This is a genomic window from uncultured Halopseudomonas sp. (genome assembly GCF_963977355.1).
In the GTDB taxonomy this organism is placed as follows: Bacteria; Pseudomonadota; Gammaproteobacteria; order Pseudomonadales; family Pseudomonadaceae; genus Halopseudomonas.
The window spans coordinates 58,516-73,726 of record NZ_CAXBOV010000021.1 but is presented as its reverse complement, the minus strand read 5'-3'; the positions used below and the strand labels follow the sequence as shown (position 1 = coordinate 73,726).

14 protein-coding genes are annotated in these 15,211 nt (G+C 53.7%); 8 read left to right on the top strand and 6 right to left on the bottom strand.

Annotation, left to right across the window (positions count from 1 at the left end; all coding sequences use genetic code 11):
- Both tssI and AAC076_RS12710 read left to right on the top strand, forming a co-directional pair.
- A partial coding sequence (gene tssI / locus AAC076_RS12715; RefSeq protein WP_339846209.1) for a type VI secretion system tip protein TssI/VgrG occupies positions 1-2,338 on the top strand: 2,338 nt, incomplete at its 5' end.
- Positions 2,331-2,990, top strand: coding sequence for a DUF2931 family protein (locus tag AAC076_RS12710; protein ID WP_339846207.1), 660 nt, complete (start codon positions 2,331-2,333; stop codon positions 2,988-2,990). The genes tssI and AAC076_RS12710, both read left to right, overlap by 8 nt.
- A 41-nt stretch (positions 2,991-3,031) precedes the next feature.
- Here the strand turns inward: AAC076_RS12710 and AAC076_RS12705 are convergent, their stop codons facing one another.
- Together AAC076_RS12705 and AAC076_RS12700 are read right to left on the bottom strand one after the other, a co-directional pair.
- The gene (locus AAC076_RS12705; protein WP_339846221.1) at positions 3,032-3,460 is read right to left on the bottom strand and encodes an MAPEG family protein; all 429 of its coding nucleotides are present in this window, start codon (positions 3,458-3,460) and stop codon (positions 3,032-3,034) included.
- Positions 3,461-3,892: 432 nt separating this feature from the next.
- Positions 3,893-4,318 carry a pilin gene (locus AAC076_RS12700; protein ID WP_339846205.1) on the bottom strand — a complete coding sequence of 142 codons (426 nt, stop codon included), beginning with the start codon at positions 4,316-4,318 and terminating at the stop codon, positions 3,893-3,895.
- A 265-nt stretch (positions 4,319-4,583) separates the two neighbouring features.
- Here AAC076_RS12700 and pilB point away from each other — a divergent pair, with 265 nt between their 5' ends.
- From pilB to AAC076_RS12670, 6 genes are read left to right on the top strand one after another with little or no spacing between them, the layout of a single operon-like run.
- Positions 4,584-6,284 carry a type IV-A pilus assembly ATPase PilB gene (gene pilB, locus AAC076_RS12695; protein WP_339846202.1) on the top strand — a complete coding sequence of 567 codons (1,701 nt, stop codon included), beginning with the start codon at positions 4,584-4,586 and terminating at the stop codon, positions 6,282-6,284.
- 3 nt (positions 6,285-6,287) lie between these two features.
- A complete protein-coding gene (locus AAC076_RS12690; protein WP_339846200.1) occupies positions 6,288-7,556 on the top strand; it encodes a type II secretion system F family protein in 1,269 nt (422 codons plus the stop codon).
- Positions 7,557-7,559: 3 nt separating this feature from the next.
- Positions 7,560-8,432 carry an A24 family peptidase gene (locus tag AAC076_RS12685; RefSeq protein WP_339846199.1) on the top strand — a complete coding sequence of 291 codons (873 nt, stop codon included), beginning with the start codon at positions 7,560-7,562 and terminating at the stop codon, positions 8,430-8,432.
- A 1-nt stretch (position 8,433) separates the two neighbouring features.
- Positions 8,434-9,039 (top strand): dephospho-CoA kinase, encoded by a 606-nt coding sequence (gene coaE, locus AAC076_RS12680; RefSeq protein ID WP_339846198.1) that lies wholly within the window; start codon positions 8,434-8,436, stop codon positions 9,037-9,039.
- Positions 9,036-9,224, top strand: a complete 189-nt coding sequence (gene yacG / locus AAC076_RS12675; protein WP_339846195.1) for a DNA gyrase inhibitor YacG — start codon at positions 9,036-9,038, stop codon at positions 9,222-9,224. The genes coaE and yacG overlap by 4 nt, the downstream gene beginning before the upstream one ends.
- 4 nt (positions 9,225-9,228) lie before the next feature.
- A complete protein-coding gene (locus tag AAC076_RS12670) occupies positions 9,229-10,182 on the top strand; it encodes a Nudix family hydrolase (protein WP_339846193.1) in 954 nt (317 codons plus the stop codon).
- Here the strand turns inward: AAC076_RS12670 and ispH are convergent, their stop codons facing one another.
- The 4 genes from ispH to ileS all read right to left on the bottom strand — a co-directional run bounded on the left by ispH (position 10,183) and on the right by ileS (position 15,204).
- Entirely contained in the window at positions 10,183-11,130 is a 948-nt protein-coding gene (gene ispH, locus AAC076_RS12665; protein ID WP_339846191.1) for a 4-hydroxy-3-methylbut-2-enyl diphosphate reductase, read from the bottom strand.
- Positions 11,131-11,445: 315 nt separating this feature from the next.
- The gene (gene fkpB, locus AAC076_RS12660) at positions 11,446-11,883 is read right to left on the bottom strand and encodes an FKBP-type peptidyl-prolyl cis-trans isomerase (RefSeq protein WP_339846188.1); all 438 of its coding nucleotides are present in this window, start codon (positions 11,881-11,883) and stop codon (positions 11,446-11,448) included.
- On the bottom strand, positions 11,880-12,380 hold the full coding sequence (gene lspA / locus AAC076_RS12655; RefSeq protein WP_339846185.1) for a signal peptidase II: 501 nt from the start codon (positions 12,378-12,380) through the stop codon (positions 11,880-11,882). The genes fkpB and lspA overlap by 4 nt, the downstream gene beginning before the upstream one ends.
- On the bottom strand, positions 12,373-15,204 hold the full coding sequence (gene ileS / locus AAC076_RS12650) for an isoleucine--tRNA ligase (RefSeq protein WP_339846183.1): 2,832 nt from the start codon (positions 15,202-15,204) through the stop codon (positions 12,373-12,375). Before ileS ends, lspA begins: the two co-directional genes overlap by 8 nt.
- Positions 15,205-15,211: the final 7 nt, after the last annotated feature.

Sequence of the window (15,211 nt, the reverse complement as noted above, 5' to 3'; positions counted from 1 at the left end):
CCACTGCGATCAATATGGAAGAATCAAGGTTCAGTTCCACTGGGATCGTGAAGGCCAGGGCAATGAACGCACCAGTTGTTGGCTGCGCGTAGCTTCAGACTGGGCAGGCAACCAATACGGTGGCGTCGCTATACCCCGGATTGGCATGGAAGTGCTGGTCAGCTTCCTCGAAGGCGACCCAGACCAACCCCTGGTCACCGGTTGTCTGTACCACAAGACTCACCCGGTACCCTACGAACTGCCCGCCCACAAGACCCGCAGCGTCTTTAAGACCCTCAGTTCACCCGGCGGCGGTGGCTATAACGAGCTGCGCATCGAAGACAAGAAGGATCAGGAACAGATCTACATCCACGCCCAGCGCGACTGGGACGAAAACATCGAGCACGACCAGAAAATCCGCGTCGGCAACGAACGACATGATCGTGTAGAGGCCAATAGCTACACCGAATTCATGTCCGAAGAGCACCACAGCACCCACAGCGACCGCAAGACCGAAATCAAGGCAAATGATCACCTGACGGTGGGCACCAGTCAGCACGTCAAGCTGGGCACGGGGCAGTTCATTGAGGCGGGGAATGAAATCCACTACTACGCCGGCGACAAGATTGTAATTGATGCCGGCATGGAACTGACGGCCAAGGGGGGTGGCTCGTTCTTGAAGCTGGACCCCAGCGGTGTGACGCTGGCTGGGCCTAGCATTAAAGTTAACGCAGGCGGTAGTCCCTGCAGAGTAAGCCGCGCTAACGCTCAACTGCCAGGGGTCCTGCTCGAGGCGGATCAGGCTATCGCCGGCAATCTGTTAGACGCCATGGCGCTGCAACCACTGCCTGCCGTCACTACCCTCCCTGCAGAAGTCGAGGAGGATATTGAGGAGGAAGAAGAGGAGCTTGAAACAGAACTACCCCTTCAGCAGATTATTACTCTCCGAATCGGAGTCTTCTTTGATGGTACCGGGAATAACGTGGCGAACAGTCGTAGCGTAGCCGAATGCCGTGCGCAGGATATCGGGCTGGAGGATCTGGCTGAAGATATTCGCGAACATTGTGCCCAACATGGCTATGACGAAAGCGGAATCGCACCGAATAGCAGCTATGGGAACGATGTGACGAATGTGGCGAGGTTGTTTGATCTGTATATCGACCAGGCTGGCGTGAACCTTTCTGAGGATGAGACGAAAGCATCCTTGGCAGTGTATCTGGAAGGCTCAGGCACGAAGAGCGGATCTCAAGACTCTCTATACAGCCAGGCAACCGGTCTTGGCGATACAGGTGCGCTGGCAAGGGTGGAGCAAGCCCCTGACGCCATAATGGAGAAAATCAGCTATTTTCGACAATCCAATCCCGGGATTCTCATCAAACATCTAGAGCTGGATGTATTCGGGTTTAGCCGCGGAGCTGCGTCTGCACGACATTTTGCCAACAACCTGCTAAAAGGCGAAAACAGTTTGCTGGCGGAACACATGCAAACTGAGACAAGCATGTTCGCTAGTACCTTCACTTGGCGCTCAAAGCAGGATGTAAGCCTCGGTTTTATTGGTCTGTTTGATACAGTTGCAGGTATTGCTACACCCCTAAGAGGAGACCTGAGCCCCGCAAACCAAGATAATCATGGTTTGGAGCTAAGTATTAATTCCGACGCTGCACGCAGGATCGTCCAGCTCGTCGCTGCCGATGAATACCGTCACAACTTCGCTCTTAACAGCGCGGGTCAAGCTGACATCGTCGTGCCAGGCGCTCATTCAGATGTGGGTGGCGGTTATCTACCGAGTAGCCGCGAGAAGATACTGTTGAGTCGCCCACGTCGCAGCCAGGTTCCAAGACATCAGCCTAATGAACGCACTGGGGCATGGATGGCTACCCTGGAGGAGCTCAAGCACCGTCAAACCGACCTGCAGCGCCGAGGTTTAGAACCTGAAATCGTTAGCTGGGACGCAGACATTGATTTTGTCCGGAAACGAGACTCCCATCCGGAAAAATACGTTTACTGTGCGCTTGAAAGCGACCGCGAAGTACGGGGTGAGCTATCGCTGATATACATGCGGATTATGCGCGAATTGGCTGCCAGAGAAGAAGTACCATTTAAAGACATCCCAGATTTACCCGAGCTGTCTATACCCGATGAGCTACTCAATATAGCCGTCAAGCTTCAAGACTACGCCTTGGGAGCGTTAGCCCAGCCGGCTCTGACACAGCCCGAGAGCGCTTTGCTTTACCGTCGTTACATCCACCAATCCGCTCACTGGAACACAAACATAGGGACAACCAAGCATGGTTTACCTATTTTTTCCGTTAACCGTCCTGGCGAAAACAACACACGCAGGGTCCATCTCAATGAATAAACAACCTTGTGTCTGGCTTTTGCTGATTATTGTTGCACTTAGCGGCTGTACGCATGGCATCGGCAAACCGCTGCCCTACGACGCTTGGCGGCTTGGTTTTCTAGCACCTAGTTACATGGAAGTATGGATCGAGACTGCAGATGCTGTGGATGTCCGCAATCGCATCTACAAACGCGCGATGAGTGGGACGTCTTCCGTCACGAACCCACCAGACAGCAAAGGGAATCCCACTGGCTGGCCTAAGCATCCAGGGGGAGGAAAAGGCAAGCACGTAACTGGTGCCGATTTACCTAGGCTTATTTATGTACGCTGGCAGTCCTTGGCGGAGCCTCAGACCTATGAAGTCTACATTCCCATAGATGAAGAAATACGTCAGGAAATGATTAAGCCTTGGCAGGTACGCTGCAGCGCTGGAGGAAAACCAAGAACGGACTACCGTAAATCACTGACAATCGGCTTAGCTCCGGGAGGTATCGCCAAAGCATGGATAATGGGCCCTTGTGTTCCCCCTATAGAAGTTGCAAGAGTTGAAGGAGAGATAGTGAAAGAAGGACCGTCATCAGGTCAAAACGACGGTCGCTATGCTTTGCCCCTAGCGCCTGAGTCAAAAGCCTACATCAACCAATACGGCATTCCTTACGGCTCCTGGTAGCCAACAGGAGGAGGCCCTCCATGCCCTCCTCCCAGAGCAGATCAGCCAATCAACCCAGATAGCCGCAACAACCACCAAGCAACAATCAGCAGCTGGACCAAGAACCCTGCGAAGCGTAACCAGACAAAAATCTGAGCAGTACTGATCAGATGCATCACAGATTGAAAAACCCGGGCAGCCAACAGCAGCAGAGCAAGACCATCGGTCACCGCGCTGTTACCTGTAGCAAGCGCATAGAGAAGCACTGCCAGCATCAAGGGTAGATTTTCAACACAATTGGCATGCGCTCGCACGAGACGACGACCAAAACCATCAGGTGTGTTGCTACCGTCTGGAGCAAATGCGTTGACCTTCATCTTTCCCGATAGCACCAATAGCCCGCGTTGATTGACCATCACGAACAACAACACCAGCATCCAGGCTGCAAGGCCGAGAACAGCAACTGCAGATGGGGATAAAGAAGACGACATAGCAGACACCTCATTATTTTTATTGGAGAAAAGAATATAGAGTAATTGCTCTAATTTTCCAAGTAGAGGGGCAAAATGATGCGAGGACATTGATGTAATTCAAGTGAACGGCTTGACTCTTAGGGCGAGCGCGACCTGTTTGGGCCACCAATAAAAATCTCCGAACGAAGTGGGGATTTTTCAAAGAGCATAGATCGAGGCTGGGATCAAAAGATCAGGCTAAGAACAAAAAAGCAAGACGTCTTGCCCAATCATGCTTGATGTGGCCTGTGGAGCAGCACAAGAAAATGGAGAATATGAGGGATTTTCTATGAGGTATGATTCGCTCCGTAAACAACAAACCCCGGCTGCCCGAGGCTTGTCTAGAGAGCTTGAAACCTTACCAGGATAAGTCAAATAGATTTTATACCGGCAGAAGTTCCTTCCCGACTATTAACGGCAACCAGAAGGAATGTGGCTGGGCTTGATAAGGCCGGCACAAGTCCACCCAGTAATCTGACCGTTAGCGACAGTAGGAGTAATCGTTATAGTCTGACCGTTAAGAGCACCGGCAGTGTAAGCGACCGCAATCTGACCAGCAGCCGAAACGCTGGCACCACCTGGAGCATAATATTTACCGTCCAGCAAGAGTGCAGAAGCGATAGTGGCGGGGCTTGCAAATGCTACGTTACCACCGGCTTCAGCCGTGTCTACACCAACATCAGCACGAACACCCGCGGTTGAAGTCAATGCTTCAGTCGCTTGGGCACGCGCGGTGTAATCCTGATACGCCGGCAAGGCGATCGCAGCCAAAATACCAATGATAGCAACAACGATCATCAGTTCGATCAACGTAAAACCTTTTTGAACTTTTTTCATAGCCTACTCCAATGTGTGATTTAGCCTGAAGGCTATTAATAACAGAGCATAACCCGTGCCAACATCCCCTGAGCTCCGTCTGGCGGCATCCAAACAGAAAAGGATACTTATTGTTACCCAAAAATCTGCACCATGTTCGTCACACAGTGACGTTTTTTGTCACCTTTGCGGAACTTTCTTTTCCTGTTATGCGTCCCGTCGAGCACTGCTGTACTATAGTCGAAATAGAATAGCCAACTGAAACAGATTGAGACAGCTCCTGCCTATGGAAACTCCAGCTCTCTCCGGCCTAGCCCGGCGTATCGTCCAGGATCAGCTACTGGATGCCCAGGCTGCCAGCAAGGCCAGCAAGCAGGCCTCACAGGAAAAAATCCCTTTTATCACCTACTTGGTACAGCACAAGCTAGCCAATGCAAAAGATTTAGCGATGCTTTGCGCCGAGGAGTTTGGTTATCCTTATTGCGACCTCACCGCCGTGGACCTTGAAGCGCAACCCAGAGAACTGGTCAGCGAAAAACTGATTCGCCAACACAGCGTCATTCCTCTTTTTAGACGAGGGTCTCGCTTGTTTTTGGGGCTGTCGGATCCCACTAATCAGCAAGCTCTTAGCGACATTCAGTTCAACACAGGCTTGATGACTGACGCCGTTATAGTTGAAGACGATAAGCTGCATGCTGCCATAGATAAATTTCTCGACAGCCCTACTGGTGGCCTTGGCGACATGGCCGATGAGGACCTCGATGCGCTTGACGTTCAAAGCGTTACAGACGAGGACAAACAGGACATGGGCAGCGATGCTGACGATGCGCCTATTGTTCGCTTCGTTAATAAGATGCTCCTAGACGCTGTACGCATGGGTTCGTCTGACCTGCACTTCGAACCTTACGAAAAAATTTACCGGGTTCGTTTCCGTACCGATGGGATCCTGCATGAGGTTGCCAAGCCACCCGTTCAATTGGGCGTGCGCATTGCCGCCCGATTGAAAGTTATGTCGGCAATGGACATGGCCGAGCGGCGAAAGCCGCAGGACGGTCGTATTAAGATGAAGATATCCAAGAGCAAAGCGATCGACTTCCGGGTGAACACTCTACCCACCCTGTGGGGGGAGAAAGTCGTGCTGCGTATCCTAGATGCTGAAAGTGCCAAGATGGGCATTGACGCGCTGGGTTATGAAGACGACCAGAAAGAGATGTACATGACGGCCTTGGCCAAACCCCAGGGCATGATATTGGTCACCGGCCCAACTGGCTCGGGCAAGACAGTATCTCTCTATACAGGCTTGAACATACTGAATACCGTTGAGCGCAACATCTCGACTGCAGAGGACCCGGTTGAAATCAACCTGGAGGGCGTCAACCAGGTAAACGTCAATCTCAAACAAGGTCTCGATTTCTCCAAGGCCCTGCGTGCATTCCTGCGTCAAGACCCGGATATCATCATGGTAGGCGAGATCCGGGATCTGGAGACTGCAGAAATTGCGATCAAGGCGGCGCAAACTGGTCACATGGTGCTTTCCACTCTGCATACCAACAGCGCAGCTGAAACATTGACCCGCTTACGCAATATGGGCGTACCGTCTTTCAACATTGCTACTTCGGTCAATCTGATCATTGCCCAGCGCCTGGCCAGGCGCTTATGTAAACAATGCAAGAAGCCTATGGAAGTACCTCGTGAAGTACTCCTGGAGGAAGGTTTCAATGCAGAAAAAATTGATGCCGGAATCACAATTTTTGGCCCCGTGGGTTGCGAAAGCTGTAAAGATGGTTATAAAGGACGTGTAGGTATTTACGAGGTAGTCAAGATCACGCCAGCCATGCAGCGTATTATCATGGAAGATGGCAACTCCATCGAGATTTCAGACGTCGCCCAAAGTGAAGGTTTTCGAAACCTGCGTCAATCTGCTTTGATGAAAGTAGAGCAGGGCGTAACCAGCCTGGCGGAAGTCAACCGTGTGACCAAGGATTAAGTCATGGCGCAACAAACAGCGATAAAAAGAAAGACCACTCCTGCCAAAAGGAAAGCGGCGGCGAAGGAAATTCAGGCATCTACGTTTAAATGGGAAGGCAAGGACCGCAAGGGGACCAGGGTTTCCGGGGAGATGCAAGGCACCAATGCCGCTCTGATCAAGGCAAATCTACGCAAGCAGGGCGTACTTGTTACCAAGGTTAACAAAAAATCGACCCTTTTCAGTCGCAAAGGCAAGAAAATTAAACCGCTGGACATAGCGTTCTTTACTCGCCAGTTAGCGACCATGATGAAGTCTGGAGTACCTATTATTCAGGCATTCGACATAATTGCTGAAGGTACTGAGAATCCGAATTTTCAGAAGCTGATACTCGAGATAAAGGTAGACGTAGCTGCAGGTAACACCCTCGCCGATTCGTTGCGCCAACATCCCAAGTACTTTGACGACTTATTCTGCAACCTGGTTGAATCCGGTGAGCAGTCAGGTCGACTTGAATCACTTTTGGACAGGATCGCGAGCTACAAAGAGAAGACTGAAGCACTGAAAGCCAAAATTAAAAAAGCCATGACCTACCCTATTGCGGTGGTCTGTGTCGCTATTATAGTTACCGCGATCCTGCTATTGAAAGTTGTGCCTCAGTTCAAAGAAGTGTTTTCCAGTTTTGGTGCAGACCTTCCTGCGTTCACGCTAATGGTCATTGCCCTGTCGGAATGGTTGCAGTCTTGGTGGTTTGTAATTCTCCTCGGTTTCATAATTCTTGGTTACATTTATACCAAGGTACACTTGAAATCGAAAAAATTCCGAGACGCTCAAGACCGACTACTACTCAAAGCTCCTATTGTCGGAGATATTCTCTACAAAGCAGCGGTCGCTCGTTATGCTCGAACACTCTCCACCACCTTCGCTGCAGGCGTACCGTTGGTGGATGCCCTGGATTCCGTGGCCGGTGCCGCCGGCAACGTCGTCTTCTACAACGCTATTATACAGATCAGGGAAGACGTTTCGGCAGGGTCTCAACTGAATTTCTCCATGCGAACCACGAACGTGTTCCCGTCCCTTGCAGTGCAGATGGCAGGTATCGGAGAAGAATCGGGTAACCTCGATGGCATGTTGGACAAGGTTGCGGACTACTACGAAGCTGAAGTAGATAATGCGGTGGACAATCTTACGACGCTGATGGAGCCCATGATTATGGTGGTGCTGGGCGTCCTTGTTGGCGGTTTGATCATCGCGATGTATCTGCCCATTTTCCAGCTGGGCCAAGTCGTTTAAACTATGACCCTCATTGATTACTTGGCCAGCCATACGCTGGCCTTTATTTTGCTCGCGGGACTGCTCGGTTTGATTGTGGGCAGTTTTCTGAACGTAGTCATTCATCGCCTGCCGATCATGATGGAGCGGGCCTGGCTGCGTCAGAGCAGGGAAATGCTCGAGCCGGATACGGATCCCCCCCCCGGGCCGACATTCAACCTCATTCTCCCCCACTCCCACTGCCCACACTGTGATGCCGAAATAAAGGCCTGGCAGAACCTGCCCGTAATCAGTTACTTATTGCTTCGCGGGCGTTGTGGGCATTGTCAAAATCACATCAGTCTGCGATATCCCGCCGTCGAGTTACTCACGGCAGGGCTGTCCATGGTTGTCGCCTGGCAATTCGGGTTTGGCTGGCAGGCAGGTAGCATGCTGGTACTTACCTGGGCGCTTATCAGTCTAAGCCTGATCGATGCTGATACCCAGCTGTTACCCGACGCCATAGTCCTGCCGCTACTCTGGTTGGGGCTTATCGCCAACAGCTTTGGACTTTTCACTGACTTGCACACCGCTCTTTGGGGTGCAGTAATGGGTTATCTGAGCCTCTGGCTGGTGTTCTGGGCGTTCAAGCTGGTAACCGGCAAGGAAGGCATGGGCTACGGAGATTTCAAGCTCCTGGCCATGCTGGGCGCCTGGGGCGGCTGGCAAGTCCTGCCGCTGACCATACTACTGTCATCGCTGGTCGGCGCTATTCTTGGCATCATCATTCTCAAGACTCGTGGCCAGTCCAACGCAACCCCCCTGCCCTTTGGTCCCTACCTGGCGATTGCCGGGTGGATTGCTCTGATCTGGGGTGACACAATAACCGGCAAGTATCTTCAAATTGCCGGGTTCTAAAATGATCATTGGTGTAACCGGCGGCATCGGCAGTGGTAAATCTGCTGTTTCGCTGCACTTTTCGGTTAAACATGGCATCCACGTCGTGGATGCTGATATCAAGTCTCGCGTAGTGGTCGAACCGGGTCGCCCGGCTCTGCAAGCCATAGTTGATCGTTTCGGTGACGCGGTACTCCAGAGTAACGGCGAGCTGAACCGAGCAGCACTGAGAGAAAAAATCTTTAATGATCCGCAAGAAAGAATCTGGCTGGAAGCTCTGCTGCATCCATTGATTCGTGAAGAAATCATCTCTGACCTCGCCTCTGCTGAATCACCTTATGCGTTGCTTGTTTCCCCCCTTCTCGTTGAATCTGGTCAGCACAAGATGACCGACCGGGTACTGGTGGTAGATGTATCGGAGGAAACGCAGCTTATGCGGACCGCGTTACGCGACAAGGTGCCTCACCAGCAGGTCAGGTCAATAATGCAAGCACAGGCAACCAGGGAAGAGCGCCTGAAACATGCCCACGACATTGTCAGCAATGATCAGGATCTGGCAGCGCTCCACAGGCAGGTGGATGCTCTACATCAGCAGTACCTGAAACTGGCTTCCGGAGACACCATATGACCCTGAATTTGCAATGCCCCACCTGCACCGCTCCCGTTACCTGGGATGAAGCCTTTCCCGATCGGCCCTTTTGCTCCCCTCGCTGCCGGCTGATCGACCTTGGCGCCTGGGCCGCCGAGGAGCATGTGGTACCTGGCGAAGAAATCGAGCAGGATCTGTACTCCGGCGATCTGCCGCAGCAGTAAACTCATGAGCAAATCCCGAATCCACGTCATGGCTGCGGTTATCCGCCGCGCAGGCAGTATTCTGATTGCAAAACGACCCGACTCCGCCCATCAAGGCGGGCTCTGGGAGTTTCCGGGGGGCAAGCTGGATCCGGGAGAAGAACGCCTGCAGGGATTGCGCCGCGAACTGAGGGAAGAGCTAGGCATCGAGGTAACTTCTGCACGACCTCTGCTAAACGTTAATCATGACTATCCTGACAAGTCCGTGCGCCTGGATGTCTGGTTGATTGACGGGTTCGAGGGAGAAGCTCATGGTGCTGAGGGTCAGCCCATTCGCTGGGTCTTACCTGCCGAGCTGAGCGATTACGACTTTCCGCGTGCCAACGGGCCCATCGTTGTCGCTGCGCAGCTTCCAGAGCTCTATCTGATTACGCCTGACCATCAGAATATGACACAGCTGATGGCGGGGCTCGAGGCTGCTCGCGAGGGAGTTATCGGCATGGTGCAGCTGCGCCAGACAGGTTTGAGTCTTGATGAATACAGCCACTTGGCCGATAGCTTACTGGTGCATTTCAGCAGTGTCTTTATCTGGCTGCTCAAGGGACCTGCCCCGCCAGGAAATGGCGCTGGCTGGCATATAAAGGCGTCGCAGTTACGTGAGCTGCATGATGCTGGGTGGCGCAAGGGAGAGCCCTGGAACGGCCTGCTGGCGGCCTCATGCCACAACCTGGAAGAGCTCCAGATGGCAGCGGATATTGGTGTAGACTTAGTCACCCTCTCCCCGATCTTACCCACTCAAAGCCATCCCGGCGCACCCCACCTGGGATGGGAAAGGGCAACAGAGTTGGTGGCCCAAACAAACATTCCCGTTTATCTGCTCGGCGGGCTGTCGCCTGAAAATCTGGCGCAGGCATTTGAGACTGGCGCCCAGGGCATCGCAGGTATTTCCGGACTCTGGACCGCCAAATCTGACTGCTGATCAATCGAGAGAGACTACTCGAAGCTCCTTGGGCATGCTGAAGACGATATTTTCCTCCTGACCTGCCAACTCCTCTTCGCCCGTCGCACCTAATCCGTGCAAATGTCGAATGACCTGTCGCACTAGTACATCCGGAGCAGAGGCCCCCGCAGTTATACCGATATGCTTAACACCATCCAGCCAACCAGGCTGGATCTCTTCAGCGCCGTCGATCAGATAGGCTGGTGTACCCATGCGTTCGGAAAGCTCGCGAAGTCTATTTGAGTTGGAACTGTTCGGGCTACCCACCACCAGAACCAGATCACAGGCCGCCGCGAGCTGTTTGACCGCATCCTGGCGATTCTGGGTGGCATAGCAAATATCGTCCTTGCGCGGTCCATCGATAGCCGGGAAGCGCGCCCTGAGCGCATCTATCACCCGCGCGGTATCGTCCATGGACAATGTCGTCTGAGTGACGAAAGCCAGTCGCTGGGGATCTTTCACTTCCAGCCTCGCGACATCCTTCTCGTCTTCAACCAGATAGATGGCCCCACCATTGCGCGCATCGTACTGACCCATCGTCCCTTCAACTTCAGGATGGCCCGCATGGCCAATCAGAATGCACTCGCGACCATCACGGCTGTAACGCGCCACCTCCATATGAACTTTGGTCACCAGTGGGCAGGTTGCATCGAAGATCTTCAGTCCTCGATCTTCTGCCTCTTTACGCACGGCCTGGGAAACACCATGGGCGCTGAAAATGACAATAACATCGTCAGGCACCTGCTCTATCTCTTCAACGAATACCGCACCGCGGTTGCGTAGGTCTTCAACCACAAATTTATTGTGCACCACTTCGTGGCGAACGTAGATTGGCGGCCCGAACACCTCGAGCGCACGATTGACGATCTCGATGGCGCGGTCTACGCCGGCGCAAAAGCCGCGGGGATTGGCCAGTTTGATCTGCATGGAAGCCTCGGTGGTTGGGAGCAGGAATGGTACTTATTATCCATGATAAGCGGCGTAGAATCGATGGGAGCTGATCCGTGGAATGAGTGCGAGCGCAAAAGTCAGGATGGATTCCCGCCTGCGCGGGAATGACGGGGCTTTTGGGAAGTTTCGTGTCTAAAATTAGAGCCCGAGGCCGGCTAACACCGTCATCCCCGCCCTCTCAAACCTTCACCCCCTCTAATTCGGATCGTCACCCCAACTCCTTCGCACCGTCATCCCCGCGAAGGCGGGGATCCACACGTACTGCCGGATAAAGGAGTGGTGCCCTTTAACTCAGACCGCTTTAACGTCGATTATCTCTACATCGAAAGTGATCGTCTTGCCCGCCAGCGGATGATTGAAATCAACATCGACTGTCGTATCGTGGATGGTCTTTACCACGCCAGGCATCTCCCCACCTGCAGCATCGCGGAAAATGACCAGGAGACCCGGCTCCAACTCCATCTCGTTAAATTGGTCCCGGGACACACTCTGAATATTCTGCGGATTGCCCGGACCAAAGCCACGCTCAGGCTCTACCTGGAAGCTACGCTGATCCCCAGCCTTGAGACCGAAAATACTCTGTTCGAAGCCAGGGAGCAGACTACCGTCGCCCACCGTGAAAGTGGCAGGTGATTTGTCGGTGGTCGTATCGATCACCTCACCACCAGGCAATTTGAGGGTGAAATGCAGCGTCACTTGAGTGTCGTGGTTGATGCGCGTTTCAGTCATGGGGTTGCCTTTGCAGGTTTACTTATGAACATGTCCAGAATCAACAGCGCCGCTCCAACTGTGATGGCACTATCGGCGATATTAAATGCTGGAAAGAACCAGCTTTGCTGCCAGTGCACCAGAATAAAATCGACAACGTGGCCATGCATGATCCTGTCGTATAAATTGCCTAGCGCTCCACCCAGTATCAGCGCCAGCGCGATGGGCTCAAGCTTACGGCTGCGCGGCAAACGAGCCATCCAGATAATCAGCATGGCACTGACCCCGACCGCAATCGCAGTGAAGAACCAGCGCTGCCAGCCACCGGCCCCCGCCAAAAAACTGAAGGCTGCACCAGGATTAAAGGCCAGTGTAAAACTGAACAACCCATCGATAACCGGTAGCTGCTGATGCAACTGAAACTGGTTCAGCGCGATCCATTTGGTCAACAGATCCAACGCTACCACCAACACCGAAATCCACAGCCAGCGGAGACCACCCTGACGCAATTCAGGCATGCTTGCGCACCTCACCCGGACCTTCAATGTTGTCTATACAGCGCCCGCAAAGCTCCGGATGTGCTGAATGCGACCCGACATCCGGCCGCAGATGCCAACAACGGGCGCATTTAGTGTGGCTGGATTTGACAATGGTCAGTTTCAAGCCAGGCAATTCGGTCGCAACAGATTCTGGACCCGCAGCCTCCAACGGCGCAATAGCGGCCTGCGACGTAATCAGCACAAAACGTAACTCGTCGCCCAGGCGCGCGAGTTTGCCTGCCAACGCCGCATCGGCATGCAGGATCACTTCAGCCTGCAAACTGCCGCCAATGACTTTTTCCTTGCGCAGGTTCTCCATTTCGCGGTTAACCGCCACCTTCACTGCCATGATTTCTTCCCAGAATTCCCGACCGAATGCAGCACCCTCGGGCAAAGCGGTCAGCTCTTCATACCAGGTATTGAGCATCACAGACTCGTTATGCTCGCCCGGCAGATGCTCCCACAGTTCTTCAGCTGTGAACGCCAGGATCGGTGCGATCCAGCGCGTTAGCGCCTCGACGATGTGATACATCGCCGTCTGGCAGGAGCGCCGCGCAGTGCTGTCAGCCCCGGTGGTGTACTGACGGTCCTTGATAATATCCAGATAAAAACCGCCCAATTCCTGCACGCAGAAGTTGTGGATTTTCTGGTACACGTTTAGGAACTTGTAGCTATCGTAGTCTTCCATTATTTCCTGCTGCAGCAGCAGGATACGATCCACCGCCCAGCGATCCAGATCCAGCATCAACTCAGGTGCCAGCAAGTGCTGGGTCGGGTCGAAGCCGGTCAGGTTAGAAAGCAGGAAGCGTGCAGTATTACGAATGCGCCGATAAGCATCCGCGCTGCGCTGCAGGATCACCTTGGAGACAGCCATCTCGCCGGAATAATCGGTCGAAGATACCCAAAGGCGCAGGATGTCAGCACCCAAGCTGTTGTTGATTTCCTGTGGTGCGACCACGTTGCCCAACGATTTGGACATCTTGCGGCCATTCTCGTCTACCACAAAGCCGTGGGTGAGCAACGCCTTGTAAGGCGCGTGTCCGTCGATGGCGGCGCCGGTCAGTAGCGAAGAGTGGAACCAGCCGCGATGCTGGTCGGACCCTTCCAGATACAGATCGGCCCGTGGGCCCTGTTCATGACCCATCGGATGCGAACCGCGCATCACGTGCCAGTGGGTAGTACCCGAATCGAACCAGACGTCCAGCGTATCGCTGATCTTATCGTATTGATCAGCCTCATCGCCCAGCAATTGCGACGCCTCCAGGGTGAACCAGGCTTCGATACCGCCTTGCTCAACGCGCTTGGCGACATCCTCTATCAGCTCAAGCGTGCGCGGGTGCAGATCGCCGGTTTCCTTGTGCAAAAAGAGTGGGATCGGCACACCCCAATTCCGCTGGCGCGAAATACACCAGTCGGGGCGGCCAGCGATCATGTTATGTAGACGCTGCTTGCCCCAGGCCGGAACGAATTCAGTTGTCTCGATAGCGGCCAGGGCACGCTTGCGGAGACTCTCACCTTCTTTCGGCTCGGTATCCATTCCGACAAACCATTGCGCCGTTGCGCGATAGATCACCGGCGTCTTGTGGCGCCAGCAATGCATGTAGCTATGGCTGACCTGTTCGTGGGCCAGCAGGCAATCGACTTCCTCCAGCTTGGCAACCACGTTGGGATTGGCCTTCCAGATAAACTGCCCGCCGAAGAATTCCAGGGACTCGACATACACACCGTTGCCCTGCACTGGGCTGAGAATGTCGTCGTTGACCATGCCGTAACGCTTGCAGGTATGAAAATCGTCCACACCATAGGCAGGCGCGGAGTGAACAATACCGGTACCCGCGCCGAGCTCGACATAATCGGCCAGATAAACCGGAGAATAACGCTCGTAAAACGGATGGCTGAAGTTGATCAGCTCCAATGTGTCACCAGTGGTCACGGCGACCACTTTACCCGCGCGCCCATAGCGGGCCAGACAGCTTTCGACCAGCTCTTCGGCCAGCACCAGCAACCGGTCACCCACGTCGACCAGGGCATAATTGAATTCCGGGTGCACGTTCAAAGCCTGGTTAGCCGGGATCGTCCAGGGGGTGGTTGTCCAGATGACCATCTGCACCGGCTTGGTGAGCTCCTGCAGGCCAAAAGCCGCAGCCAACTTCGCAGGTTCAGCGCAGGGAAATCCGACATCGATAGTCGGGGACTGTTTATCGGCATATTCGACTTCAGCTTCAGCCAACGCAGAACCGCAATCAAAACACCAGTTGACTGGTTTCAGGCCCTTGAAGACGAAACCTTTCTCGACCATTTTGCCTAGCGCGCGAATCTCGCCCGCCTCGTTGGCATAATCCATGGTCTTGTAGGGATTGTCCCACTCACCGAGCACACCCAGTCGCTGGAAGTCGGTCTTCTGGCCTTCGATCTGCTTGGCAGCGTATGCGCGGCTTAATTCGCGGGTCTTGGCAGGCTCGAGATTCTTGCCATGGGTCACTTCGATCTTGTGCTCGATCGGCAGACCGTGGCAGTCCCAGCCAGGCACGTAGGGTGCGTCAAAGCCCGATAGCGTCTTGGAGCGGACGATCATGTCCTTGATAATTTTATTGACCGCGTGACCGATGTGAATATCGCCGTTGGCATAGGGCGGACCATCGTGCAGCACAAAGCTCGGCCGGCCCTGGCTTATTTCACGAATCTTGCCGTAAAGATCAATACCGTCGAGGCGCTTGAGCGTCTCCGGCTCACGGTTGGGCAGGCCGGCTTTCATCGGAAATGCCGTTTCCGGCAGGTTCAGCGTCGCTTTGTAATCAGTCATCTGGTCC

Excerpts from the sequence above, each read along its gene's own strand:
- fkpB (WP_339846188.1), bottom strand. The coding sequence starts at position 11,883 with ATGACTGAAACGCGCATCAACCACGACACTCAAGTGACGCTGCATTTC.
- pilB (WP_339846202.1), top strand. The coding sequence starts at position 4,584 with ATGGAAACTCCAGCTCTCTCCGGCCTAGCCCGGCGTATCGTCCAGGAT.
- ileS (WP_339846183.1), bottom strand. The coding sequence starts at position 15,204 with ATGACTGATTACAAAGCGACGCTGAACCTGCCGGAAACGGCATTTCCG.
- AAC076_RS12670 (WP_339846193.1), top strand. The coding sequence starts at position 9,229 with ATGAGCAAATCCCGAATCCACGTCATGGCTGCGGTTATCCGCCGCGCA.
- AAC076_RS12700 (WP_339846205.1), bottom strand. The coding sequence starts at position 4,318 with ATGAAAAAAGTTCAAAAAGGTTTTACGTTGATCGAACTGATGATCGTT.
- coaE (WP_339846198.1), top strand. The coding sequence starts at position 8,434 with ATGATCATTGGTGTAACCGGCGGCATCGGCAGTGGTAAATCTGCTGTT.
- yacG (WP_339846195.1), top strand. The coding sequence starts at position 9,036 with ATGACCCTGAATTTGCAATGCCCCACCTGCACCGCTCCCGTTACCTGG.
- AAC076_RS12690 (WP_339846200.1), top strand. The coding sequence starts at position 6,288 with ATGGCGCAACAAACAGCGATAAAAAGAAAGACCACTCCTGCCAAAAGG.
- lspA (WP_339846185.1), bottom strand. The coding sequence starts at position 12,380 with ATGCCTGAATTGCGTCAGGGTGGTCTCCGCTGGCTGTGGATTTCGGTG.
- AAC076_RS12705 (WP_339846221.1), bottom strand. The coding sequence starts at position 3,460 with ATGTCGTCTTCTTTATCCCCATCTGCAGTTGCTGTTCTCGGCCTTGCA.
- ispH (WP_339846191.1), bottom strand. The coding sequence starts at position 11,130 with ATGCAGATCAAACTGGCCAATCCCCGCGGCTTTTGCGCCGGCGTAGAC.
- AAC076_RS12685 (WP_339846199.1), top strand. The coding sequence starts at position 7,560 with ATGACCCTCATTGATTACTTGGCCAGCCATACGCTGGCCTTTATTTTG.
- AAC076_RS12710 (WP_339846207.1), top strand. The coding sequence starts at position 2,331 with ATGAATAAACAACCTTGTGTCTGGCTTTTGCTGATTATTGTTGCACTT.